General features: G+C 73.6%; 25 protein-coding genes. 20 read left to right on the top strand and 5 right to left on the bottom strand.

The window, feature by feature from the left end:
• The first annotated feature begins 62 nt into the window (after positions 1-62).
• From ACZ6BG_RS01650 to ACZ6BG_RS01640, 3 genes are all read left to right on the top strand, one after another.
• Positions 63-1,100, top strand: a complete 1,038-nt coding sequence (locus ACZ6BG_RS01650) for an ABC transporter ATP-binding protein (protein ID WP_468995337.1) — start codon at positions 63-65, stop codon at positions 1,098-1,100.
• 97 nt (positions 1,101-1,197) lie between these two features.
• Complete coding sequence (locus tag ACZ6BG_RS01645) at positions 1,198-2,019, top strand: ABC transporter permease (protein WP_468995332.1); 822 nt, start codon at positions 1,198-1,200, stop codon at positions 2,017-2,019.
• Positions 2,020-2,074: 55 nt separating this feature from the next.
• On the top strand, positions 2,075-2,779 hold the full coding sequence (locus tag ACZ6BG_RS01640) for a DUF2567 domain-containing protein (RefSeq protein ID WP_468995330.1): 705 nt from the start codon (positions 2,075-2,077) through the stop codon (positions 2,777-2,779).
• A 355-nt stretch (positions 2,780-3,134) separates the two neighbouring features.
• On the opposite strand, the gene ybaK is transcribed toward ACZ6BG_RS01640, so the two are convergent.
• The 4 genes from ybaK to ACZ6BG_RS01620 form a co-directional block, all read right to left on the bottom strand.
• On the bottom strand, positions 3,135-3,635 hold the full coding sequence (gene ybaK, locus ACZ6BG_RS01635; protein WP_468995327.1) for a Cys-tRNA(Pro) deacylase: 501 nt from the start codon (positions 3,633-3,635) through the stop codon (positions 3,135-3,137).
• A gap of 50 nt (positions 3,636-3,685) precedes the next feature.
• The gene (locus ACZ6BG_RS01630; RefSeq protein WP_468448992.1) at positions 3,686-4,426 is read right to left on the bottom strand and encodes an LON peptidase substrate-binding domain-containing protein; all 741 of its coding nucleotides are present in this window, start codon (positions 4,424-4,426) and stop codon (positions 3,686-3,688) included.
• Positions 4,427-4,437: 11 nt separating this feature from the next.
• Entirely contained in the window at positions 4,438-5,454 is a 1,017-nt protein-coding gene (locus ACZ6BG_RS01625; protein WP_468995323.1) for a hypothetical protein, read from the bottom strand.
• A gap of 240 nt (positions 5,455-5,694) precedes the next feature.
• Positions 5,695-7,209 (bottom strand): oxidoreductase, encoded by a 1,515-nt coding sequence (locus tag ACZ6BG_RS01620; protein WP_468997832.1) that lies wholly within the window; start codon positions 7,207-7,209, stop codon positions 5,695-5,697.
• A 259-nt stretch (positions 7,210-7,468) separates the two neighbouring features.
• Between ACZ6BG_RS01620 and hisD the strand changes: the two genes are divergently transcribed.
• The 11 genes from hisD (at position 7,469) to ACZ6BG_RS01565 (ending at position 15,496) form a co-directional block, all read left to right on the top strand.
• Positions 7,469-8,800: a histidinol dehydrogenase gene (gene hisD / locus ACZ6BG_RS01615; RefSeq protein ID WP_468995319.1), complete on the top strand. Its 1,332-nt coding sequence runs from the start codon at positions 7,469-7,471 to the stop codon at positions 8,798-8,800.
• Positions 8,797-9,918, top strand: a complete 1,122-nt coding sequence (locus ACZ6BG_RS01610; RefSeq protein WP_468995317.1) for a histidinol-phosphate transaminase — start codon at positions 8,797-8,799, stop codon at positions 9,916-9,918. Before hisD ends, ACZ6BG_RS01610 begins: the two co-directional genes overlap by 4 nt.
• Positions 9,915-10,508: an imidazoleglycerol-phosphate dehydratase HisB gene (gene hisB, locus ACZ6BG_RS01605; RefSeq protein WP_468995313.1), complete on the top strand. Its 594-nt coding sequence runs from the start codon at positions 9,915-9,917 to the stop codon at positions 10,506-10,508. Before ACZ6BG_RS01610 ends, hisB begins: the two co-directional genes overlap by 4 nt.
• Positions 10,509-10,511: 3 nt before the next feature.
• Positions 10,512-10,676, top strand: coding sequence for a hypothetical protein (locus tag ACZ6BG_RS01600; RefSeq protein ID WP_030361641.1), 165 nt, complete (start codon positions 10,512-10,514; stop codon positions 10,674-10,676).
• On the top strand, positions 10,673-11,323 hold the full coding sequence (hisH, locus tag ACZ6BG_RS01595) for an imidazole glycerol phosphate synthase subunit HisH (RefSeq protein ID WP_468995309.1): 651 nt from the start codon (positions 10,673-10,675) through the stop codon (positions 11,321-11,323). Before ACZ6BG_RS01600 ends, hisH begins: the two co-directional genes overlap by 4 nt.
• Positions 11,320-12,048 carry a bifunctional 1-(5-phosphoribosyl)-5-((5-phosphoribosylamino)methylideneamino)imidazole-4-carboxamide isomerase/phosphoribosylanthranilate isomerase PriA gene (gene priA, locus ACZ6BG_RS01590; RefSeq protein ID WP_468448982.1) on the top strand — a complete coding sequence of 243 codons (729 nt, stop codon included), beginning with the start codon at positions 11,320-11,322 and terminating at the stop codon, positions 12,046-12,048. Before hisH ends, priA begins: the two co-directional genes overlap by 4 nt.
• On the top strand, positions 12,045-12,455 hold the full coding sequence (locus ACZ6BG_RS01585; RefSeq protein WP_468995304.1) for a RidA family protein: 411 nt from the start codon (positions 12,045-12,047) through the stop codon (positions 12,453-12,455). The genes priA and ACZ6BG_RS01585 overlap by 4 nt, the downstream gene beginning before the upstream one ends.
• Positions 12,452-13,207, top strand: coding sequence for an imidazole glycerol phosphate synthase subunit HisF (gene hisF / locus ACZ6BG_RS01580; protein WP_468995301.1), 756 nt, complete (start codon positions 12,452-12,454; stop codon positions 13,205-13,207). The genes ACZ6BG_RS01585 and hisF overlap by 4 nt, the downstream gene beginning before the upstream one ends.
• A gap of 121 nt (positions 13,208-13,328) precedes the next feature.
• Positions 13,329-13,973, top strand: a complete 645-nt coding sequence (locus ACZ6BG_RS01575) for a winged helix-turn-helix domain-containing protein (protein ID WP_468995299.1) — start codon at positions 13,329-13,331, stop codon at positions 13,971-13,973.
• An 11-nt stretch (positions 13,974-13,984) separates the two neighbouring features.
• Positions 13,985-15,226, top strand: coding sequence for an MFS transporter (locus ACZ6BG_RS01570; protein ID WP_468995296.1), 1,242 nt, complete (start codon positions 13,985-13,987; stop codon positions 15,224-15,226).
• 78 nt (positions 15,227-15,304) lie between these two features.
• A complete protein-coding gene (locus ACZ6BG_RS01565) occupies positions 15,305-15,496 on the top strand; it encodes an antitoxin (protein WP_468995293.1) in 192 nt (63 codons plus the stop codon).
• An 89-nt stretch (positions 15,497-15,585) separates the two neighbouring features.
• Here the strand turns inward: ACZ6BG_RS01565 and ACZ6BG_RS01560 are convergent, their stop codons facing one another.
• Positions 15,586-16,221: a TIGR03085 family metal-binding protein gene (locus ACZ6BG_RS01560; protein ID WP_468995289.1), complete on the bottom strand. Its 636-nt coding sequence runs from the start codon at positions 16,219-16,221 to the stop codon at positions 15,586-15,588.
• 81 nt (positions 16,222-16,302) lie between these two features.
• On the opposite strand from ACZ6BG_RS01560, the gene hisI reads away from it, so the two are divergent.
• The 6 genes from hisI to trpC all read left to right on the top strand — a co-directional run bounded on the left by hisI (position 16,303) and on the right by trpC (position 20,908).
• Complete coding sequence (gene hisI / locus ACZ6BG_RS01555; RefSeq protein ID WP_468995286.1) at positions 16,303-16,686, top strand: phosphoribosyl-AMP cyclohydrolase; 384 nt, start codon at positions 16,303-16,305, stop codon at positions 16,684-16,686.
• An 11-nt stretch (positions 16,687-16,697) separates the two neighbouring features.
• Entirely contained in the window at positions 16,698-18,206 is a 1,509-nt protein-coding gene (locus tag ACZ6BG_RS01550) for an anthranilate synthase component I (RefSeq protein ID WP_468995282.1), read from the top strand.
• A gap of 7 nt (positions 18,207-18,213) precedes the next feature.
• A complete protein-coding gene (locus ACZ6BG_RS01545) occupies positions 18,214-18,891 on the top strand; it encodes a TIGR02234 family membrane protein (protein WP_468995279.1) in 678 nt (225 codons plus the stop codon).
• Between the two features lie 164 nt (positions 18,892-19,055).
• Positions 19,056-19,289, top strand: coding sequence for an HGxxPAAW family protein (locus ACZ6BG_RS01540; RefSeq protein WP_289952043.1), 234 nt, complete (start codon positions 19,056-19,058; stop codon positions 19,287-19,289).
• A 145-nt stretch (positions 19,290-19,434) separates the two neighbouring features.
• Positions 19,435-19,872 (top strand): DUF2752 domain-containing protein, encoded by a 438-nt coding sequence (locus ACZ6BG_RS01535; protein WP_468995273.1) that lies wholly within the window; start codon positions 19,435-19,437, stop codon positions 19,870-19,872.
• 226 nt (positions 19,873-20,098) lie between these two features.
• Positions 20,099-20,908, top strand: a complete 810-nt coding sequence (trpC, locus tag ACZ6BG_RS01530; protein WP_405654112.1) for an indole-3-glycerol phosphate synthase TrpC — start codon at positions 20,099-20,101, stop codon at positions 20,906-20,908.
• Positions 20,909-20,996: the final 88 nt, after the last annotated feature.

The following is a 20,996-nucleotide window of genomic DNA, read 5'->3' as shown; positions in this document are numbered from 1 at the left end:
AGGGGGCGCGAGAGCCGCCCCGCGCGCCATACCGGACACAGGACCCCGTACCCTCGTCCTTCGTGAGTACGCGCGCGGCACAGGCAGTCCGACAGGGGCTCCGGCAGGGGCACGGCAGCGATGCCGTCTGCGTCGTGCGTGACCTGGTCAAGGTCTATCCCGCCGCCCGCGGCAGGCGCGGCAGGCCCGCCACGCCCGAGGTCCGGGCCAGCGACGGCCTCGGCATCGAGGTCGGCCGCGGCGAGATCTTCGGCCTCCTCGGGCCCAACGGCGCCGGCAAGTCCACCCTCGTACGCCAGCTGACCGGTCTGATGCGGCCCGACAGCGGCAGCGTCCACGTCCTCGGCCACGACATCGTGCGCCACCCGGAGCGGGCCGCCCGGCTCCTCGCCTATCTGGGCCAGGAGTCCACCGCCCTGGACGAGCTGACCGTCTCCCTCGCCGTCGAGACCACCGCGCGCCTGCGCGGCCTCGACACCGCAAGCGCGCGGGCCGAGCGCGACGACGTCCTGGACGAGCTGGGGCTCACCGCCCTCGCGTCGCGGCCCCTGAAGAAGCTCTCCGGCGGCCAGCGCAGGCTCGCCTGCTTCGCCACCGCCCTGGTGGGGGAGCGGCGGCTGCTCGTGCTCGACGAGCCGACGACCGGCATGGACCCGGTGGCGCGGCGCGCCGTGTGGGGCGCCGTCGACCGGCGCCGGGCCGAGCGCGGCACCACCGTCCTGCTCGTCACCCACAACGTCATCGAGGCCGAGACCGTGCTCGACCGCGTCGCCGTGCTCGACCACGGCCGGGTCATCGCCTGCGACACGCCCGCCGGGCTCAAGGAGCAGGTCGCCGGGGAGGTCAGGGTGGAACTCGTCTGGCGCGAGCGGGCGCCCATCGACGTGCCCGAGGTCGCCGCGCTGCGGTCCTCGGCGGTCGAGTCCGGGCGCAAGTGGACGCTGCGGCTCGCGCCCGAGGAGGCGCGGGCGGCCGTCGCGGCGGTCACCGGCGGCGGCGCCTTCGCCGCGCTGGACGACTTCACGCTGGCCACGCCCAGCCTGGAGGATGTGTATCTCGCCCTGGGCGGGCGGGGCGGGGACGGGTTGGTGAAGGCGTGAGCCCGGTGCGTCCGAGGGCGCGGCTCGGCGCCCGGCACCGTGCGGGGGCGTCCGTGCGGCGCGCAGTAGTCAGGCCAGTCGGTAGGAAGGTTGTCCGTTGAGTGCCGTTCCCCTGGAAGCCGTCGTGCGTGCCGAGGACCGCGCCGCGGAGGTGACGGACCCCGTCGCGCCGCTCGGGGCCCGGGCGCGGCTCCTGCCGGCCCTGGGCGCCGTCTACCGGGCACAGCTGTCGCGGGCCCGCGTCGCGCGGATCCCGCTGCTCTTCGTCGCCACCTTCCAGTCCGTCGGCATCATGATCCTGATGCGGGGCGTCGTGGACGGCGGCGGTGAGGCCCACGCCGTCGTCGCCGGGTCCTCCGTCCTCGTGGTCGCGTTCGTCGCGCTGAACCTGCTCGCCCAGTACTTCGGCCAGCTCCGCGGCGACGGCGGCCTCGACCACTACGCCACGCTGCCCGTGCCGCCCGCCGCCGTCGTCCTCGGCGCCGCCGCCGCGTACGCCTCCTTCACCGTGCCCGGCACCGTCGTCACGGCCGTCGTCGGCTGCGGCCTCTTCGGCCTGCCGCTGACGCACCTGTGGGTGCTCGCCGCCGTGATCCCGCTCTCCGGCGCCGCCCTCGCCGGGCTCGGCGCCGCCCTCGGGCTGCTCGCGCCGCGGCCCGAACTCGCCACCCTGCTCGGGCAGATGGGCATGTCCGCCGCGCTCCTGCTCGGGGTGCTCCCGGCCGAGCGGATGCCCGAGTTCCTGCAGTACGCCCGGGACCTGCTGCCCTCCACATACGGCGTGGAGGCCCTCGCCCGGACCTTCGGCGCCGACCCCGACTGGGGCGCCGTCGCGCTCGATCTCGCCGTCTGCGCGGGCGTCGGCGTCGCTTCCCTGGCCGTCGCCACCTGGGCCTACCGGCGGGCCGCCGTCCGCTGACGCCGATCCGCCGTCCGGTGGCGCGGTTCTCAGGCGGAGCTGGCACCATGTGTGCGTGACCGCACCGCTGACACCCTCCCAACCGCCGCACGACCGCCCCGAAGACAGCGACGCCGACTCCTCGGGCCCCGACAACCCCTGGCGGGAACCCGCGCGGCCCTCGGGGTACGCGGCCGAGGCGGCGCACGAGGAGGGCGGATCCCCCGTGCCGACCGACCTGAAGGCCGACGTACGGGACGCCGTGGTGATCATGGTCGCGGTCGCGGCCAGCGGAGTGCTGCTCGGGCTGCTGTGGCTGTGGCTCGCGCCCACCGTGCCGCTCATCGCCGACAAGACGGCCGTCTACCTCAAGGACACCGAGGGCGAGCAGGCCATCGGCGTCGACGGAACGTTCACCCTCCTCGGCCTCGCCTTCGGCCTCGTCAGCGCGGTCGTCGTCTTCCTCCTGCGGCGGCGCGGCGGCATTCCGCTCGTCGTCGGGCTCGCCGCGGGTGGGCTGCTCGGGGCCGTGCTCGCCTGGAAGGTGGGGGTCTGGGTCGGGCCCGAGACGGATGTGGCGGCGCACGCGGAGTCCGTGGGGGTGGGGGTTGTCTTCGACGCGCCCATGGAGTTGAAGGCCAAGGGGGTGCTGCTTGCGTGGCCCGTTGCCGCGATGGTCTTTCAGCTGGTGCTCACGGGGTTGTTCGGGCCCCGGGATCCGGAGCCGTTCTCGTCGTACGAGGGTTCGTATCGGGACGGGTACGGGGCGCCTGAGCGGTAGGGGGCCCTGCCGGGGGCTCCCCAACCCCGCCCCTTCCCGAAACTGGGGGCTCCGCCCCCAGACCCCCGCTCCTCAAACGCCGGAGGGGCTGAAAATCACCCGCACGTTCCCAGCCCGCCCCGGCAACGTCTAAGCCTGTCCGGCGATTGAGGACGAGGCGCAGAGCGCCGATACGGGGTCCGGGGCGGAGCCCCGGGTTCGGGAAGGGGCGGGGTTGGGGAAGGTCACCGCCGGCCACCCCTACGCCGGGCGGCGGCCATGGTTGGACTTGCCCTTCCTCGTCCGCCACTTCCGCTTGCGTGTTTTCTTCGACATGGGTGTGGTCCTAGTCGAGGACCGGGCCCCCGTCGAGGGGTCACGCACGCCCGATCGGGGCGAGCACCGCACCGGTGAGGGCGGCGAGATCGGCGGGTGGGAGTTCGACCTCGAGGCCGCGGCGGCCGGCCGAGACGCAGATCGTGGGGTGGCCGGAGGCCGAGTCGTCCAGGACGGTGCGCAGGCGTTTGCGCTGGCCGAGGGGCGAGATGCCACCGCGTACGTAGCCGGTGGTGCGCTCGGCCGCCGCCGGATCCGCCATCGTGGCCCGCTTGCCGCCGACCGCCGTGGCGAGGGCCTTCAGGTCGAGGGTGCCCGCGACCGGGACGACCGCCACGGTCAGCTCGCCGTCGACGTCGGCGACCAGGGTCTTGAAGACGCGGTCGGGGGAGACGCCCATGGCCTCGGCGGCCTCCTGGCCGTACGAGGGGTGGGCGGGGTCGTGGTCGTAGGAGTGCACGGTGAAGGCGGTGCCCGCCGCGGTGAGGGCGACCGTGGCCGGGGTGCCACCGGCCTGCGTCTTCTTCTGCTTCTTCGCCACGCTGCTCGCCAACTTCCGCGGGTTCGTCCGTGAGGGGGTCCGGCCGCGCCTCAGTTGAGGCTGGTCGTGCCGCGCGTCAGTTCCGTCGCGGGCAACGACGGCAGGTTACGGATGATGGCGGTCTCGGCGCGCAGCAATTTCAGCTCGGCGCGCAGCCGGGCGGCCGTGTCGGGGGCTTCGAGGAGTTCCTGCTTGGTGGGGGTGTCGAGGACGGCGGCCGCCGCGACCAGGTAGGACACGACCGACGGCTCGTCGGGGAGTTCCGCGGTGGTCGACAGGGACCGCTCGCGGGCGCCCGCGAGCCGCTTCTGGTACGAGCGGAAGGCCCGCAGCACGCCCTCGGCGAGCGCGCCCGCCTCCTCGCCGGGCTCCTCCTGAAGCGGTTCGAGCTCGCCGACGAGGTAGGGCCCGGAGGCGTCCACCGAGCGCAGCCGCACCCGGGTGGTGCCGGTGGCGAGGACCTCGAAGCCGCCGTCCTCGCGCTCCCGGATGGTCGCCGCGTCCGCGACGCAGCCCACCTCGTGGAAGGCCTTCAGCGGGTCGTCGCCGAAGCCCGCGCCGGGGCCCTGCTCGGGCTGCGCGGTCTGGTCGGGCAGGCCCGGCGCGCTGGGCGCCACTTCCCGGCCGTCACGGATCGCCACGACCGCGAACTGTCGCTGCTCGTCGTCGGGAACCTTCAGGAGTTCGCGCATCATGGCGCGATAGCGCTCCTCGAAGACGTTCAGGGGCAGCACGAGCCCCGGGAACAGCACCGAGTTGAGCGGGAAGAGCGGAAGCCGGACGGTCGTCACGATCCGAAAGCCTAACGGCCGTCGGCGCCCCGGCCGTCCGCGTCGCCGTGCCGGGGGCGCAGCGGCGTACGCGCCGCGACCTCTATCCGCACCCCGTCCCTCAGCTCCAGGAACTGCCCGAGCGGGTCGTCGGACAGCCGGTCCCAGGGGAACGACGTCGCGTACCGGCCGATCAGGCGGAGCTGGTCGAGGGCGTCGTCCCAGCGCTCCAGGCGGATCAGGACGTACATGAGGAGGTTGCGGACCTCGGCCGGCCAGGGGTCGGCGGCGGCGTACTCGCCCGACAGGGCGATGGCCAGGTCGGCCGCCTTGTCCAGGCGCTCGCGCGGCAGGTTTCCGGCGGCGCTGGTGAGGTACGCGAACGCGGCGCGCACCGGCAGTGCCTGTATCAGCGAGCCGGGCAGCGCGTCGGCCGCCGCCCGCTCCGCGAAGTGGAAGCACTCGGCGTGCGAGCCGTACCAGGCCGCCGACAGGTACATCAGGGCCGAGGCGTGGCAGCCGTAGTGGTACGAGGAGCGGCGCACCGCCTGCGCCCACAGCTCCTCGAACTCGGTGTGCGAGGCGTGCGTGCCGCGGGCGTGGTCGAGCGCGATGCGCCACGGCACCGGGTCGCGCGGGTCGGCGTCGGCGGCGGCCGTGAGCAGCGGGCTGACCTCGCGCAGGAGTTCCGCGCGCGCGGGCGACTCCCAGCCGCGGACGACGGCCAGCTCGGCCTTGAGCAGCAGCGCGTCCGGGTCGTGCGGGGCGGCGGACAGCCAGTCGTCGAACCACTCGGGGCGGGAGCGGGCGAAGGCGGCGAGGCGGGTCGCGTACCGGTCGCGGTTCTCCCACTCGGCGGCCTCGCGGGTGGTGGCGAGCAGCTTGGCGGCCGGGCCGTACTCGCCCCGTCCTGCCGCGACCAGGGCGGGCCCCAGACGGTCGTCCGGCACGTCGAGCAGCACTTCGTCGTCGGGGGTGAGGCCGTCGGCCAGGCGGGGGGTGTGCCGGATCATGCGGGCGGTCCGGACGAAGGCGCGCAGCAGCGGCATCTGGCTGTCCCCCTTCGCGCCCCGACCGGCGCCGCTCCGTGGGGCGGGCGCCGGTCACCGTGGCCGGTGTCGTGGTCGGTGCTGCAACCCGCTCGTGGTCCGCGAGCGGGTCTCTTGCTGGTCGCGTGTGTTGACGGGCGAGGTGGGCCGATGGTTGCCCCTCGCCGGATAACGGTTCAGCCGCGAAGCGCGGGCGCCCGCACGGCGCACCCCCCGGCCGGGCTCCGGCGCGCCCGGCCCTCAACTCCGCCGCAGCAACCGCGTCGCCCCCGCCGCCACCGTCGTCGCCAGGATCCAGCCGAGGAGGATCAGGACCGCTGCGAGCCACTGCCAGCCGCCGCGGAGCTGCCAGTAGCTGTCCTGGCCCAGGTTGATGACGGGCAGGAGGAGGTCGAGGGCGAAGAGGGAGGGGTTCCAGTTGGGGTGTTCGCCGGGTTTGAGCGGAGGGTGGTCGGCGCGGGAGAAGGCGATGGCGCTCGCCGCCCACAGGACCGCCATCCACAGCGCGGCCCGGCCGGGGCGGTAGCCGTAGGCCACTGTCCAGTCCTGTGCGTACCCCCAGAGCTTGGCGGCGGGGGGCAGGGTCTCGCGCCGGCGGCGCTGCTTGGCGAGCAGGACCTCGCGGGCGTCGGCGTCCTCGCCGCCGTTGCGCAGGACGGTGGCGAGCTTCTCGTACGGCTCGGGGTTGTACTCGGGGGTGGCCGCCGCCACCCACGCGAGGCGCCGCGACAGCGGGAAGCTGCCCTGCGGGATGAGGTTCTCGTAACTGAAGCCGCCCATCTGGAGGTTGCCGGGGCCGGGCCAGCTGGAGGCGCGGTCCATCAGGTTGACCACCCGCGCGCCGGACAGCACGATCTTGCCGCGCCGGGGCGCCTCGGACAGGAAGCGCAGCTCGGGCGTCTGGACGCGGCGCAGCGACACCTCCTGGTCGTTCTGCAGGGTGAAGCGGGCCTGGCCGAAATCCACCGCGTCGCCGAAGCGCCCGTCGTCCAGGCGGATGCCGCCCTCGCACTCGAAGCGCTGCACGCGGGTGCCGCGCGCGGGCGTCGTGCCGCTGGTCTGCGGGGGATTGCCGACGCCCGCCGGGGTCAGGTACAGCGTGCGCTCGACGGTCAGCTGGGGCGCGTTCAGGGCGCGGCGGCTGTAGGGATTGGCGAGGCGGCTGCCGCGCAGGCTCAGGCTGACGCCGACCTTCGCGCCGCGCAGGCTCAGCTCGCCGTGCGACTCCAGCATCTCGGCCTGGAGGTCCTGGCCGACCGTCATGCCGTCGCCCATGATCGAGCGGCCGCGCCGGTCGCGGTAGACCACGGCCTGGTTGAGCAGCAGGTCCGTGCCGATGTGGGCGTCGGTGAGCCGCATGCCGTTGTGCAGGCGGCAGCGCGGCAGATGCAGGTCGCCCTCGGTGTGCAGGCGGGCGGCCTCCAGGCGCGGGATGGAGCAGTCGACCAGACGCAGCGTGGTGAAGCGCGCCTCGGGCAGCAGGACCTCCTTCTCGAAGCGGCAGCCCTTCAGCTCCGTGTACGGCACGACCGTGCCGCCCGCCAGGTCCAGCACGTCCGTGATCTGCACCCCGGCCAGCTTCAGGGACGAGACCCGGCCCGCTAGCGCGGGCGGGCCGTCGAGCAGCAGCCAGCACACGATGCGGGCCCGGACACTGCGCTCGGGGCCCCAGGGATACCCGCCGTGCGGGTCGTCCTCGGCCGCGTCCCCCGACCGCAGGTCGTACACGCTGCCGTTGCGGAACGCCTGCCACATGCCGATCTCCGCTGCGGTCAGCCCGTCCGGCGGGTCCCCGATGCCGGTGTCGTCGACCACTGCTGGTGTCCTCCCGTGTGTTCGCCGGTGTACTCGTGTCTCGTACACCTGTTCATGCCCGCTCCGTGACCGCCTGAACGCTAGTGGTGAACACGGACTTCCGTTAATTCGCCGGGTGGAACGTCCGGGTCCGGGGGGCTTGTATCAGCCACTGATACGGGCGACCGGCCGCGAAGGGCGGTCTGAGAGAATTGGCCACGTGATCTCTCGAATCGATCTGCGCGGCGACGCCCTCCCCGAGGGCAACGCCCTGCGCGCCCTGCTGCCCCGTGCCGACTTCGATGTCGCGGCCGCCCTGGAGAAGGTGCGGCCGATCTGCGAGGACGTGCATCATCGCGGCGACGCGGCGCTGATCGAGTACGCGGAGAAGTTCGACGGCGTGAAGCTGGAGCACGTCCGGGTGCCCGCCGCGGCGCTCGCCGAGGCCCTCGCCGGTCTCGCCCCGGACGTCCGCGCGGCCCTGGAGGAGTCCGTCCGCCGCGCCCGCACCGTCCACCGCGCCCAGCGCCGCGCCCCGCACACCACACAGGTCGTGCCCGGCGGCTCGGTCACCGAGAAGTGGGTGCCGGTCGAGCGCGTCGGTCTGTACGCGCCGGGCGGCCGCTCCGTCTACCCGTCCTCCGTGATCATGAACGCCGTGCCCGCGCAGGAGGCCGGTGTCGCCTCCATGGCGCTCGCGTCCCCGCCGCAGGCCGACGGCGGTGCCTTCAGCGGGCTGCCGCACCCGACGATCCTCGCGGCCTGCGCGCTGCTCGGCATCGACGAGGTGTACGCGGTCGGTGGCGCCCAGGCCGTCGCGATGTTCGCGTACGGCACGGACACCTGCGCCCCCGCCAACATGGTCACGGGCCCCGGCAACATCTGGGTCGCCGCCGCCAAGCGGTACTTCACCGGCCGCATCGGCATCGACACCGAGGCCGGGCCGACCGAGATCGCGATCCTCGCCGACGACACCGCCGACCCGGTGCACGTCGCCTCCGACCTGATCAGCCAGGCCGAGCACGACCCGCTGGCCGCCGCCGTCCTGGTCACCGACTCCACCGACCTCGCCGACGCCGTGGCCAAGGAACTGGAGCCGCAGGTCGCCGCGACCAAGCACGTCGAGGACCGGATCGCCCCGGCCCTCGCGGGCAGGCAGTCCGCGATCGTCCTGGTCGACGGCCTGGACGAGGGCCTGCGGGTGGTCGACGCGTACGGCGCCGAGCACCTGGAGATCCAGACCCGCGACGCCGCCGCCGTCGCCGACCGCGTGAAGAACGCAGGCGCGATCTTCGTCGGCCCCTGGGCGCCGGTCTCGCTCGGCGACTACTGCGCGGGCTCCAACCACGTGCTGCCCACGGGCGGTTGCGCGTGCCACTCCTCGGGCTTGTCCGTCCAGTCCTTCCTGCGCGGCATCCACATCGTGGACTACACCCGCGAGGCCCTGGCCGACGTGGCGCACCACGTGGTGACGCTCGCGGAGGCCGAGGACCTGCCCGCGCACGGCGCCGCCGTCAAGGCGAGGTTCGGATGGAAGGTGCCGGGCCAGTGAGCGACGTGACCATCGACGACCTCCCCGTCCGCGACGAGCTGCGCGGCAAGTCCCCGTACGGCGCGCCCCAGTTGGACGTCCCCGTCCGCCTGAACACCAACGAGAACCCCTACCCGCTGCCCGAGCCGCTGGTCGAGCGCATCGCCGAGCGCGTGCGCGAGGCCGCCCGGGACCTGAACCGCTACCCGGACCGGGACGCGGTGGAGCTGCGCACCGAGCTCGCGCGCTACCTCACCCGCACCGGCGGCCACGAGGTGACGCGCGCCAACGTCTGGGCGGCGAACGGCTCGAACGAGGTCATCCAGCAGCTCCTGCAGACCTTCGGCGGCCCGGGCCGTACGGCCATCGGCTTCGAGCCCTCGTACTCGATGCACGGCCTGATCGCCCGCGGCACCGGCACCGGCTGGATCTCGGGCCCGCGCCGCGAGGACTTCACGATCGACCCGGAGGCGGCGGCGCGCGCCATCGCCGAGAACGCGCCGGACGTCGTCTTCATCACCACCCCCAACAACCCCACGGGCAACGCCGTCTCCGCCGAGACGGTCGTGGCGCTGTACGACGCCGCGCAGGCCGCCAAGCCGTCGATCGTCGTGGTCGACGAGGCGTACGTGGAGTTCAGCCACGGCGCGTCGCTCCTTCCGCTGCTCGAGGGCCGCCCGCACCTGGTCGTCTCGCGCACGATGTCGAAGGCGTTCGGCGCGGCCGGGCTGCGCCTCGGCTATCTCGCCGCCGATCCCGCGGTCGTCGACGCGGTCCAGCTGGTGCGCCTGCCCTACCACCTGTCGGCCGTCACCCAGGCCACCGCCCTGGCCGCCCTGGAGCACACGGACACCCTCCTCGGGTACGTGGAGCAGCTGAAGGCCGAGCGCGACCGCCTGGTCACCGAGCTGCGGGCGATCGGCTTCGACGTGACCGAGTCCGACGCCAACTTCGTGCAGTTCGGGCGGTTCGAGGGCGAGGGCGCCACCCACGCCGCCTGGCGGCGGATCCTCGACCGGGGCGTGCTCGTCCGGGACAACGGAGTGCCGGGGTGGCTGCGGGTGTCCGCGGGAACCCCCGCCGAAAACGACGCGTTCCTCGATGCGGTACGCGAACTGAAGAAGGAGCAGAGCGCATGAGCCGCGTTGGCAGAGTCGAGCGGACCACCAAGGAGACCTCGGTCCTCGTCGAGATCGACCTCGACGGCACCGGCAAGGTCGACGTGGCGACCGGTGTCGGCTTCTACGACCACATGCTCGACCAGCTGGGCCGCCACGGCCTGTTCGACCTCACGGTCAAGACCGACGGCGACCTGCACATCGACTCGCACCACACCATCGAGGACACCGCCCTCGCCCTCGGTGCCGCCTTCAGGCAGGCGCTCGGCGACAAGGTCGGCATCTACCGCTTCGGCAACTGCACGGTCCCCCTCGACGAGTCCCTCGCCCAGGTGACCGTCGACCTCTCCGGCCGCCCCTACCTGGTGCACACCGAGCCGGAGAACATGGCGCCGATGATCGGCGAGTACGACACGACGATGACCCGGCACATCTTCGAGTCCTTCGTCGCCCAGGCGCAGGTCGCCCTGCACATCCACGTGCCCTACGGACGCAATGCGCACCACATCGTGGAGTGCCAGTTCAAGGCCCTCGCCCGGGCGCTGCGGTACGCCAGCGAGCGGGACCCGCGCGCGGCCGGCATCCTCCCCTCCACGAAGGGCGCGCTGTAAGCCATGAGCGGTACCTCCACCCTGCTGTTCTTCGTCGGGCTCTTCCTGCTCGGCGGCGTCTACTCCTTCGTCAAGCAGAAGCAGTCCAAGAGCCTGATCACGCTGCTCTCCATCGGCGCGGGCATGTGCCTGATCGCGGGCGTGGTCCGCCTGGAGGTGTGGAATTGACCTCCGCGGCTCCACGTAAGCAGGTCGTCGTCTTCGACTACGGCTTCGGCAACGTCCGCTCCGCCGAGCGGGCCCTGGCCCGCGCGGGCGCCGACGTCGAGATCACCGGCGACTACGACAAGGCCATGAACGCCGACGGCCTCCTGGTGCCGGGCGTCGGCGCCTTCGAGGCCTGCATGAAGGGCCTGACGGCGGCGCGCGGCGACTGGATCGTGGGCCGCCGCCTCTCCGGCGGGCGGCCCGTCATGGGCATCTGCGTGGGCATGCAGATCCTCTTCGCGCGCGGCATCGAGCACGGCGTCGAGACCGAGGGCCTGGACGAGTGGCCCGGCACGGTCGAGCCGCTGAAGGCCGACATAGTCCCGCACATGGGCTGGAACACCGTCGACGCGCCCGCGGGCTCCGAGCTGTTCAAGGGCCTCGACGCCGACGAGCGCTACTACTTCGTGCACTCCTACGCGGTCCACGACTGGTCCCTGGAGACGGTGAACCCCGCCCTGCGCGCCCCGCTGGTCACCTGGGCCACGCACGGCGAGCCGTTCGTCGCGGCCGTGGAGAACGGCGCCCTGTGGGCCACCCAGTTCCACCCCGAGAAGTCCGGCGACGCCGGCGCCCAGCTCCTCACCAACTGGATCGGAACCCTGTGAGCACCCTCGAACTCCTCCCCGCCGTCGACGTCCGCGACGGCCAGGCCGTGCGCCTCGTCCACGGCGAGTCCGGCTCGGAGACCTCCTACGGCTCCCCGCTGGAGGCCGCCCTGGCCTGGCAGCGGTCGGGCGCCGAGTGGCTGCACCTGGTCGACCTGGACGCCGCGTTCGGCACCGGCGACAACCGCGCCCTGATCGCCGAGGTCGCCGCCGCCATGGACATCAAGGTCGAGCTGTCCGGCGGCATCCGCGACGACGACACCCTGGCCGCCGCCCTCGCCACCGGCTGCACCCGCGTCAACCTCGGCACCGCCGCCCTGGAGACCCCCGAGTGGGTCGCCAAGGTCATCGCCGAGCACGGCGACAAGATCGCGGTCGGCCTGGACGTGCGCGGCACGACGCTGCGCGGCCGCGGCTGGACCCGCGACGGCGGCGACCTGTACGAGACCCTGGAGCGCCTGAACGCCGAGGGCTGCGCGCGCTACGTGGTCACCGACATCGCCAAGGACGGCACGCTCCAGGGCCCGAACCTGGAGCTCCTGAAGAACGTGTGCGCGGCCACCGACCGCCCCGTCGTCGCCTCCGGCGGCGTCTCGTCCCTGGACGATCTGCGGGCCATCGCGGAGCTCGTGCCGCAGGGCGTCGAGGGCGCGATCGTCGGCAAGGCGCTGTACGCGAAGGCGTTCACGCTGGAGGAGGCTCTCGCGGCGGTGGCGTCGTCATGACCGGGGACATCCGCCGGGTGGGCTCGGGCGGGCCGTGGGAGGAGTCCATCGGCTACTCCCGCGCCGTCGCGCTGCCCAACGGCCTGGTCCTGGTGTCGGGCTGCACGTCCGTGGTGGACGGCACGATAGACGCGGGCACGCCGTACCAGCAGGCGCTCAACGCCTTCCAGGTCGCCTTCGACGCCCTGAAGAAGGTCGGCCTCGGCCCCGAGCACGTGGTGCGCACCCGGATGTACCTGACGCACGCCCGGGACGTGGAGGACGTCGGCCGCGCCCACAAGGAGCTGTTCGACGCCGTCCGCCCGGCCGCGTCCATGCTCATCGTCTCCGGCTTCATCGACCCGAGCCTGGTCGTCGAGGTCGAGGTGGAGGCGTACGCGCCCGCCGGGGAGGGTGATTCCGCATGACGCTCGCCGTACGGGTCATCCCCTGCCTGGACGTGGACAACGGCCGCGTCGTCAAGGGCGTCAACTTCCAGAACCTGCGCGACGCGGGCGACCCCGTCGAGATGGCCAAGGTGTACGACGCCGAGGGCGCCGACGAGCTGACGTTCCTGGACATCACGGCGTCCTCCGGCGACCGCGAGACGACGTACGACGTGGTCCGCCGCACCGCCGAGCAGGTCTTCATCCCGCTCACCGTCGGCGGCGGCGTGCGGGCGGCCGAGGACGTCGACAAGCTCCTGCGGGCCGGTGCGGACAAGGTCGGCGTGAACACCGCCGCCATCGCCCGCCCCGACCTGATCCGCGAGATCGCGGAGCGCTTCGGGCGCCAGGTGCTCGTCCTGTCGGTGGACGCGCGGCGCACGGAAGCGGGCACGTTCGAGGTCACCACCCACGGCGGGCGCAGGTCCGCCGGGATCGACGCCGTCGAGTGGGCGCACCAGGCGGCCGAGCTCGGCGCGGGCGAGATCCTGCTGAACTCGATGGACGCCGACGGCACGAAGGACGGCTACGACATCGAGATGATCGAGGCGGTCCGCAAATACGTCAGCGTCCCCGTCATCGCCTCGGGCGGCGCGGGCCGCCTGGAGCACTTCCCGCCCGCCGTCGCGGCGGGCGCGGACGCGGTGCTCGCCGCCTCCGTCTTCCACTTCGGCGACCTGCGCATCGGCGAGGTCAAGGAGACGCTGCGGTCGGCGGGACACCCCGTCCGATAGTTCCGCGTCACCAGGCCCCGGTCCACCTCAGGGTGGCCGGGGCCTTCTCGCGTACAGATACGAAGGAGAAGTTGCGCAAAACTTATTGCGCAACTTCTCTTTCCTGTTTAGCGTGACGGGCATGAGCGACAAGCCCGGACAGGAAGACAAGCCCGGACAGAGCGAGCGGAGCGCGGGCGGGCAGCCCGAGGACCGCCGCATCACCGACCTCGGCACGCTGAAGGCCTTCGGCCACCCGCTGCGCCTGAAGCTGTACCGCTCCCTGTACGTACGCCGCAGGGCGACGGCCTCCCAGCTCGCCGAAGAGGTCGACGGAGCCGTCTCCCTGGTCAGCTACCACCTGCGCAAACTCGCCGAGCACGGCCTCATCGAGGAGGCGCCGGGCGCCCACCGGGGCGACGGCCGCGAGCGCTGGTGGCAGCCCGCGCAGCAGGGCCTGAGCCTGCACCGGCGCGACTTCGAGGACGCCCCCGAGAAGCTCGCCGCGCACAGCGCCGTGACCCGCGTGATCGTCGACCAGCGCACCGACGCCTACCTGCGCTACCTCGACGAGCAGCCCGCCTGGAGCCCCGAGTGGCAGGCCGCCGCGGACGGCTCCGACTACCTGCTCCGGCTCACCGCCGCCGAACTCTCCGACCTCTCCGACGAGTTGCGCGCCGTCATCAAGAAGTACGTCGGCTCCGGCAACGCCGCGCACGAGGCGGGCGACGACGAAGGGCGCGAGAACGTCGCGCTGCACCTCTACAGCTTCCCGTTCCGGACCTGAGGGGCCCACCCGTGACCGTCACCCGGATCCGCACCGCCCCGGCCACCGGGAAACCCGCCCACCGCGACGGCAACGTCCTGCGCTGGCTCGCCGCGTACACCGCCTCGATGATCGGCGACAGCGTCTACTTCGCCGCCCTGTCCTGGGCCGCCGCCCGCAGCGGCAGCGCGACCCAGACCGGCCTCGTGCTCGCCGCCGGCGCCGTGCCGCGTGCCGCCCTGATGCTCGGCGGGGGAGTCGTCGCCGACCGGTTCGGGCCACGCCGCGTGGTGCTCGGCAGCGACGCCGCGCGCTGCGCGGTGACCCTCGCCCTGGCCGCGGTCCTGCTGATGTCGACCCCCGCGGTCGGGCTGCTCGTGGCGGCGGCGCTGCTCTTCGGCGTGGTCGACGCGCTGTTCCTGCCGAGCGTGGGGGCCCTGCCGCCGCGGCTCACCGCGCCGGGGGAGCTGGCCCGGGTGCAGGGGATGAAGGTGCTCGCCCAGCGGGTGGCGACGGTGACGGCGGCCCCGGCGGGCGGCGCGGCCGTCGCGCTCGGCGGGCCCGCGGCGGGGTTCGCCGTGGCGGGGCTGCTGTTCGCGCTCTCGCTGCCGCTCCTGCTCGCCGTGCGGGTGCGTGAACTGCCCGCCGACGACCGGGGCGACGCCGCGGAGTCCGCCGGGCGTCAGCTCCTGAGCGGCCTGCGGTACGTGCGCGGGCACAAGGTGCTCGCACCCCTGATGGTCGTCATCGCGGTGACCGAGATGGGCTTCTCCGGGCCGGGCAACGTCGGCATCGTGCTCCTCGCCGACGAGCGCGGCTGGGGCGCCACCGGCATGGGGTGGATCGTCTCCGGCTTCGGCCTCGGAGCGGGGCTCGCCGCGCTCGGCGTGGCCGTGCGGGGGCGGGCGCGGCGGGCCGGGGCCGTCCTGTCGTGGACGGCGCTGCCGGGGGCGGCGGCGCTCGCGGCCCTGGCGTTCGTGCCCTCGGTCCCGGCGGCGGCGCTCGCGGCACTCCTGGTCGGACTGCTGCTCGGGCTCGGCGGGGCCCTCGGCGGCGCGCTGCTGCAGACGGTCACCGAGCCCGCGTACCTGGGGCGGGTCACGTCGGTGGCGAGCCTGCTCACCCTCGGGGTGCCGCCGCTGTGCTACCCGCTCACCGGAGTCGCGATCGGGCTGTGGGGCGTCGGTCCCGTGTTCGTCGCGGGGGCGGTGGTGACCGGAGCGGGCGGCGTCGTGGGGCTCCGGTGGCTGCGCGGCGCCGAGCTCGCGCGGTGACTGCGGGGTCCTGCGGATGCGCGCTGCGTATGCGGAGCCCATGCTGGAGGTGACCGACGAACAGCAAGGAGGTCGGCGATGTCTGTGATGGACAAGCTGAAGCAGATGCTCAAGGGTCACGAGGACAAGGCCGGACAGGGCATCGACAAGGCCGGTGACTTTGTCGACGAGAAGACCCAGGGCAAGTACAGCAGCCAGGTCGACACGGCCCAGGACAAGCTCAAGGGGCAGCTCGGCGCCGACCGGCCGGAGGAGCCGCCCCAGCGGTGACGCGGGACGGGCACGGACCACGGCCGCGGCAGGAGCTCACAGGGCCTGCCGCGGCCGTCCCTGTTCCCGGTAGGACACGGACCTGACGGTCAGAGACCCAGCTGCTTCGTCTCGTGCAGCCGCGCGATCGCGTCCTTGTCGCCCTCCAGCTCCACCTCCGCCGCCTCCTGGCGCCCGAAGGCGAACATCAGGAGTTCGCCGGGCTCACCCGTCACCGTGACCACGGGGGCGCCGCGGTGGGCCACCGCGGTCTGCCCGTCGGGGCGGCGCAGGACGAGGCCCACCGGAGCCTTGCGGCCGACGACCCGGGCCATCCGCTCAAGCCGGGACCACAGGGCCTCGGCGAAGACGGGGTCCAACTCGCGCGGCGTCCAGTCGGGCTGCGCACGCCGCACGTCCTCGGCGTGGACGTAGAACTCCACGGCGTTCGAGGCCTCGTCGACCTGCTTCAGGTTGAACGGCGAGAACCGTGGCGGGCCCGTACGGATCAGCTGGATCAGCTCCTCGTACGGCTTCGCGGCGAACTCCGCCTGCACCCGCTCCAGGCGCCCGGCGAGCTGCTTGATCAGGATTCCGCCCGCGGCGTCCGCGCGCCGCTCGCGCACCACCACGTGGGCCGCGAGATCCCGGGTGGTCCAGCCGTCGCAGAGGGTCGGCGCGTCCGGGCCGGCCGCCTCCAACAGATCGGCGAGGAGGAGTCGTTCACGCTTGGCATGGGTCGACATGAGGCCAGCCTACGACCGGGTGCCCGGTCCGGACAGTGGACGTCCGCCGGGTGCGCGCCGCGCGGGCGGCACAATGGCCCCATGACCGCATCGCCGCAGCCCAGCAGCCTCGACCCGGAGATCGCCGCGCGCCTGAAGCGCAGCGCCGACGGCCTGGTCCCCGCCATCGCCCAGCAGTACGACACCGGTGAGGTGCTGATGCTCGGCTGGATGGACGACGAGGCGCTGCACCGCACCCTGACGACGGGCCGCTGCACGTACTGGTCCCGCAGCAGGCAGGAGTACTGGGTCAAGGGCGACACCTCCGGCCACTTCCAGTACGTCAAGTCCGTCGCCCTCGACTGCGACGCGGACACCGTCCTCGTCCAGGTCGACCAGGTCGGCGCCGCCTGCCACACCGGCACCCGCACCTGCTTCGACACCGACGTGCTCGCCGTGGCCGACGCCCCGGCGCCGGGTCAGTAGGGTCTGGACCCATGGATCTGGAGACCTTCCGCAAGCTCGCGACCGACCGCCGGGTGATCCCCGTCAGCCGCAGACTCCTCGCGGACGGGGACACGCCGGTCGGGCTCTACCGCAAGCTCGCCGCCGAGCGCCCCGGGACGTTCCTCCTGGAGTCCGCCGAGAACGGCCGTTCGTGGTCCCGGTACTCCTTCGTCGGTGTACGCAGCGCCGCCACCCTGACCGTCCGCGACGGTGAGGCGCACTGGCTCGGCGACCCGCCCGTCGGCGTCCCCACCTCCGGCGACCCGCTGGCCGCGCTGCGCGCCACCGTCGAGGCCCTGCACACCCCGCGCGACCTGGCCGGGGCGGAGGGCCTGCCGCCGTTCACCGGCGGCATGGTCGGCTACCTCGGCTACGACATCGTGCGCCGCCTGGAGAAGATCGGCCCGGGGGAGCGGGACGACCTGGGGCTCCCCGAGCTGACGATGCTCCTGACCAGCGACCTCGCCGTCCTCGACCACTGGGACGGCTCCGTCCTGCTCATCGCCAACGCCATCAACCACAACGACCTGGACACCGGCGTCGACGAGGCCCACGCCGACGCCGTCGCCCGCCTCGACGCCATGGAGGCCGACCTCTCCCGGCCGCTCTCCCAGCCCCCGGCCGCTCTGCCGCCCTCCGAACTGCCCCCGTACACCGCGCTGTGGGGCGGCGAGAAGTACCAGGAAGCCGTCGAGGACATCAAGGAGCGCATCCGCGCGGGCGAGGCCTTCCAGGTCGTGCCGTCGCAGCGCTTCGAAACCCCGTGCGGGGCGAGCGCGTTGGACGTCTACCGCGTGCTGCGGGCCACCAACCCGTCGCCGTACATGTACCTGTTCCGCTTCGACGGCTTCGACGTCGTCGGGTCCTCGCCGGAGGCGCTGGTCAAGGTCGAGGACGGGCGCGCCATGGTGCACCCCATCGCCGGGACCCGGCCGCGCGGCGCGACCCCGCAGGAGGACCAGGCGCTCGCCGAGGAACTCCTCGCCGACCCCAAGGAGCGCGCCGAGCACCTGATGCTCGTCGACCTGGGCCGCAACGACCTGGGCCGGGTCTGCGAGCCCGGCTCCGTCGAGGTCGTGGACTTCATGTCCATCGAGAAGTACTCCCACGTCATGCACATCGTCTCGACGGTCACCGGCCGCGTCGCCGAGGGCCGCACCGCCTACGACGTGCTCACCGCCTGCTTCCCCGCGGGCACCCTCTCCGGTGCGCCCAAGCCCCGCGCCATGCAGATCATCGACGAGCTGGAGCCGTCCCGGCGCGGCCTGTACGGCGGCTGCGTCGGCTATCTGGACTTCGCGGGCGACTCCGACACCGCCATCGCCATCCGCACCGCGCTGCTGCGCGACGGCACCGCGTACGTGCAGGCCGGAGCGGGGGTCGTGGCCGACTCCGACCCCGTCGCCGAGGACACCGAGTGCCGCAACAAGGCCGCCGCCGTGCTGCGCGCCATCCACACCGCGAACCGGCTGCACGGCGCCGCGAGCCGTGAGGGATAGTGGACGGGTGACTTCTGCAGTGCCAACACCCCGTACCGACGGCGTGTCGTCCCGTTCCGACGGGGCGCCGCAGGTGGCCGCCGACCCCGCCCCCCGCGGCGGTCGGCGCAGCCTCGCCGCCGCCCTGCTGCTCGGCGCCGCCGGGGCCGCCCTCGCGCTGCTCGCGTCCCGGCAGTCCTGGGCGCACGGGACCGCGGCCGTGGCCGGCGGCGACTTCCCGCTGACGGCCAAGGGCAGCGACGTCACGGGCGTGCCCGCGGCCCTCGCGATAGTGGGCCTGGCCGCGCTCGTCGCCGTCTTCGCCGTGCGCCGCACCGGCCGCCTGCTGGTGTCCCTGCTGCTCGCGCTCAGCGGCGTCGGCATCGTCGTGGCCGCGCTGCTCGGCGCGAGCGACAGCGACGCGCTCGACGAGAAGGCCGCCGAGACCTCCGGTGACGCCGCCTCCCAGATCGCCGGGCTCAGCCACACCGGCTGGCCCTACGCGGCCGTCGCCGCGGGCGCCCTGATCCTCGCCGCCGGACTGCTCGCCCTCTTCCGTGGCCGCAACTGGCCCGCGATGTCCGGGCGTTACGAACGCGACGGCTCGCCCCGCCCCCGCGCCCCCCGCCGCGCCCCCGACCCGGACCGGCCCGAGGAGCTGTGGAAGGCCATCGACCGCGGCGAGGACCCGACACGCGAGGCCTGAGCCCGTCCCACCCGTCGGACGCGCCCTGATGCCCGGACCCCGCGCTCAAGGCATACGCGCGGGTACGGGACAATGGCACCGAGCGTCCGACTCACGGTGGCGCGGGACCGGCGATCCGCCCGGACCGGCGCCCACCCCACACGCATAGCTACGAGGAGCAAGTCATGGCGGGCAGCAGCCACGGACACGGTCACACCCCGGCCGCCTGGACCGGCGTCATCATCGCCTTCATCGGTTTCTGTGTCGCGGGCGCCTTCATGGTGATGGACAACCCGCTCGGCTTCTGGGCCGGCATGGCCCTCACCCTCGTCGGCGGCATCGTGGGCGGCGCCATGCGCCTCGCGGGCCTCGGCCAGAAGCCGCAGCGGGCGCCGCGGGTGGCGAGCTCCGAGAGCTGACCGCGACAGCGGGCACACGCACGCCGAAGGGGGCCGGAACGCGTTCCGGCCCCCTTCGGCGTGCCCGGCACCCGGCCGGACCACTTCACCCCTCCGTCGGCGTACCACCCGGGCGCGCGGGCCCCGCGCGGGAGACAATGCCCGGGTGACCCCAGAACCGCGGACCACCGCGCCCCCGGGCCCGGCCGGGGCCCTCCGGCGCCTGACCGTGCCGCTCGGCCTGCTCGGCTCGGTCACCGCGGCCTTCGCGTACGTCGCCACGGTCGACCCGAACGAACCCGGCCACTACCCGCCGTGCCCGCTCCTGCACCACACGGGCCTCTTCTGCCCCGGCTGCGGCGGCCTGCGCAGCGCCCACGCCTTCGCGCACGGCGACCTGCCGACGGCCCTCGGCGCCAACGCGCTGGCCGTCGTGGGCTTCGGCCTGTTCGCGGTGGTGTGGGGCGTGTGGGCGCTGCGGACGGCGCGCGGCAGGCCGCTGCGGCTCGAACTGGGCCGTGCGCAGCTGTGGGGCGTCGGCATCGTCGTCGCCCTGTTCACCCTCGTACGGAACCTGCCGTTCGGAGGCGCGCTGCATCCCTAGGGCCGGTCCGGTGGGGCAGGCCTTAGCACTCCGCCGCACGCCTGACAAATGTCCAGGTCGTGGGACCCGCGTCAACCGGATGCGGGTCCTTCGCCCTCCTGCGGATACCATCGCAGTGACCATGGGAAAGCCCGTCGAGGGCGGACCGAGTGGCGCTGTACTGCTTGAACACCGTACTGAAACTGCTTGAACGTAGATTCAACCGTCCTGGAAGGGGGCCGCTCGCGTGAGTGTGCTCGACGAGATCATCGACGGAGTCCGCGCCGACCTCGCACAGCGGCAGGCGCGCGTCAGCCTCGACGAGCTCAAGGAGCGCGCGGCGAAGGCCCCCGCGGCCAAGGACGGGGTCGCCGCGCTGCGCGGTGACGGCGTCAAGGTCATCTGCGAGGTCAAGCGCTCCAGCCCGTCCAAGGGCGCGCTCGCCGCGATCGCCGATCCCGCGGGGCTCGCCGCCGACTACGAGGCCGGTGGCGCCGCAGCCATCTCCGTGCTCACCGAGGAGCGCCGCTTCGGCGGCTCGCTCGCCGACCTGGAGGCCGTGCGCGCCAAGGTCGACATCCCGGTGCTCCGCAAGGACTTCATCGTCACGTCGTACCAGCTCTGGGAGGCCAGGGCGTACGGCGCCGACCTCGCCCTGCTGATCGTCGCCGCCCTCGACCAGCCGGCCCTGGAGTCGCTGATCGAGCGCGCCGAGTCCATCGGCCTCACCCCGATCGTGGAGGTCCACGACGAGGACGAGGCCGAGCGGGCCGTCGACGCGGGGGCGCGGGTCATCGGCGTCAACGCGCGCGACCTGAAGACCCTCAAGGTCGACCGCGACACCTTCGAGCGGGTCGCGCCCGAGCTGCCCGACTCCGTCGTGAAGATCGCCGAGTCCGGGGTGCGCGGGCCGCACGACCTCATCGCCTACGCCAACGCGGGCGCCGACGCCGTGCTCGTCGGCGAGTCCCTCGTCACCGGCCGGGACCCGCGGGGCGCGGTGTCCGACCTCGTCGCCGCCGGGGCCCACCCGGCCCTCCGGCACGGCAGGAGCTGACCCGCACCCGTGCCCGCCGACCTCTTCGCCGCCGCCGACCGCCCGGGCCCGCGCCCGGACGGCGGCCGCGCGTGCGTGCGGTCGGCGG

Source organism: Streptomyces sp. NPDC041205 (assembly GCF_055591765.1).
The sequence above is the reverse complement of the archived record's forward strand: the minus strand, read 5'-3'. Positions and strand labels throughout refer to the sequence as shown.

What these genes read in the sequence shown, in the direction of transcription:
- ACZ6BG_RS01625 (WP_468995323.1), bottom strand. Translation starts at nt 5,454, where the DNA reads ATGCCGCTGCTGCGCGCCTTCGTCCGGACCGCCCGCATGATCCGGCAC.
- ACZ6BG_RS01620 (WP_468997832.1), bottom strand. Translation starts at nt 7,209, where the DNA reads ATGTGGCAGGCGTTCCGCAACGGCAGCGTGTACGACCTGCGGTCGGGG.
- hisB (WP_468995313.1), top strand. Translation starts at nt 9,915, where the DNA reads ATGAGCCGCGTTGGCAGAGTCGAGCGGACCACCAAGGAGACCTCGGTC.
- ACZ6BG_RS01600 (WP_030361641.1), top strand. Translation starts at nt 10,512, where the DNA reads ATGAGCGGTACCTCCACCCTGCTGTTCTTCGTCGGGCTCTTCCTGCTC.
- ACZ6BG_RS01585 (WP_468995304.1), top strand. Translation starts at nt 12,045, where the DNA reads ATGACCGGGGACATCCGCCGGGTGGGCTCGGGCGGGCCGTGGGAGGAG.
- hisF (WP_468995301.1), top strand. Translation starts at nt 12,452, where the DNA reads ATGACGCTCGCCGTACGGGTCATCCCCTGCCTGGACGTGGACAACGGC.
- ACZ6BG_RS01575 (WP_468995299.1), top strand. Translation starts at nt 13,329, where the DNA reads ATGAGCGACAAGCCCGGACAGGAAGACAAGCCCGGACAGAGCGAGCGG.
- ACZ6BG_RS01565 (WP_468995293.1), top strand. Translation starts at nt 15,305, where the DNA reads ATGTCTGTGATGGACAAGCTGAAGCAGATGCTCAAGGGTCACGAGGAC.
- ACZ6BG_RS01560 (WP_468995289.1), bottom strand. Translation starts at nt 16,221, where the DNA reads ATGTCGACCCATGCCAAGCGTGAACGACTCCTCCTCGCCGATCTGTTG.
- hisI (WP_468995286.1), top strand. Translation starts at nt 16,303, where the DNA reads ATGACCGCATCGCCGCAGCCCAGCAGCCTCGACCCGGAGATCGCCGCG.
- ACZ6BG_RS01550 (WP_468995282.1), top strand. Translation starts at nt 16,698, where the DNA reads ATGGATCTGGAGACCTTCCGCAAGCTCGCGACCGACCGCCGGGTGATC.
- ACZ6BG_RS01540 (WP_289952043.1), top strand. Translation starts at nt 19,056, where the DNA reads ATGGCGGGCAGCAGCCACGGACACGGTCACACCCCGGCCGCCTGGACC.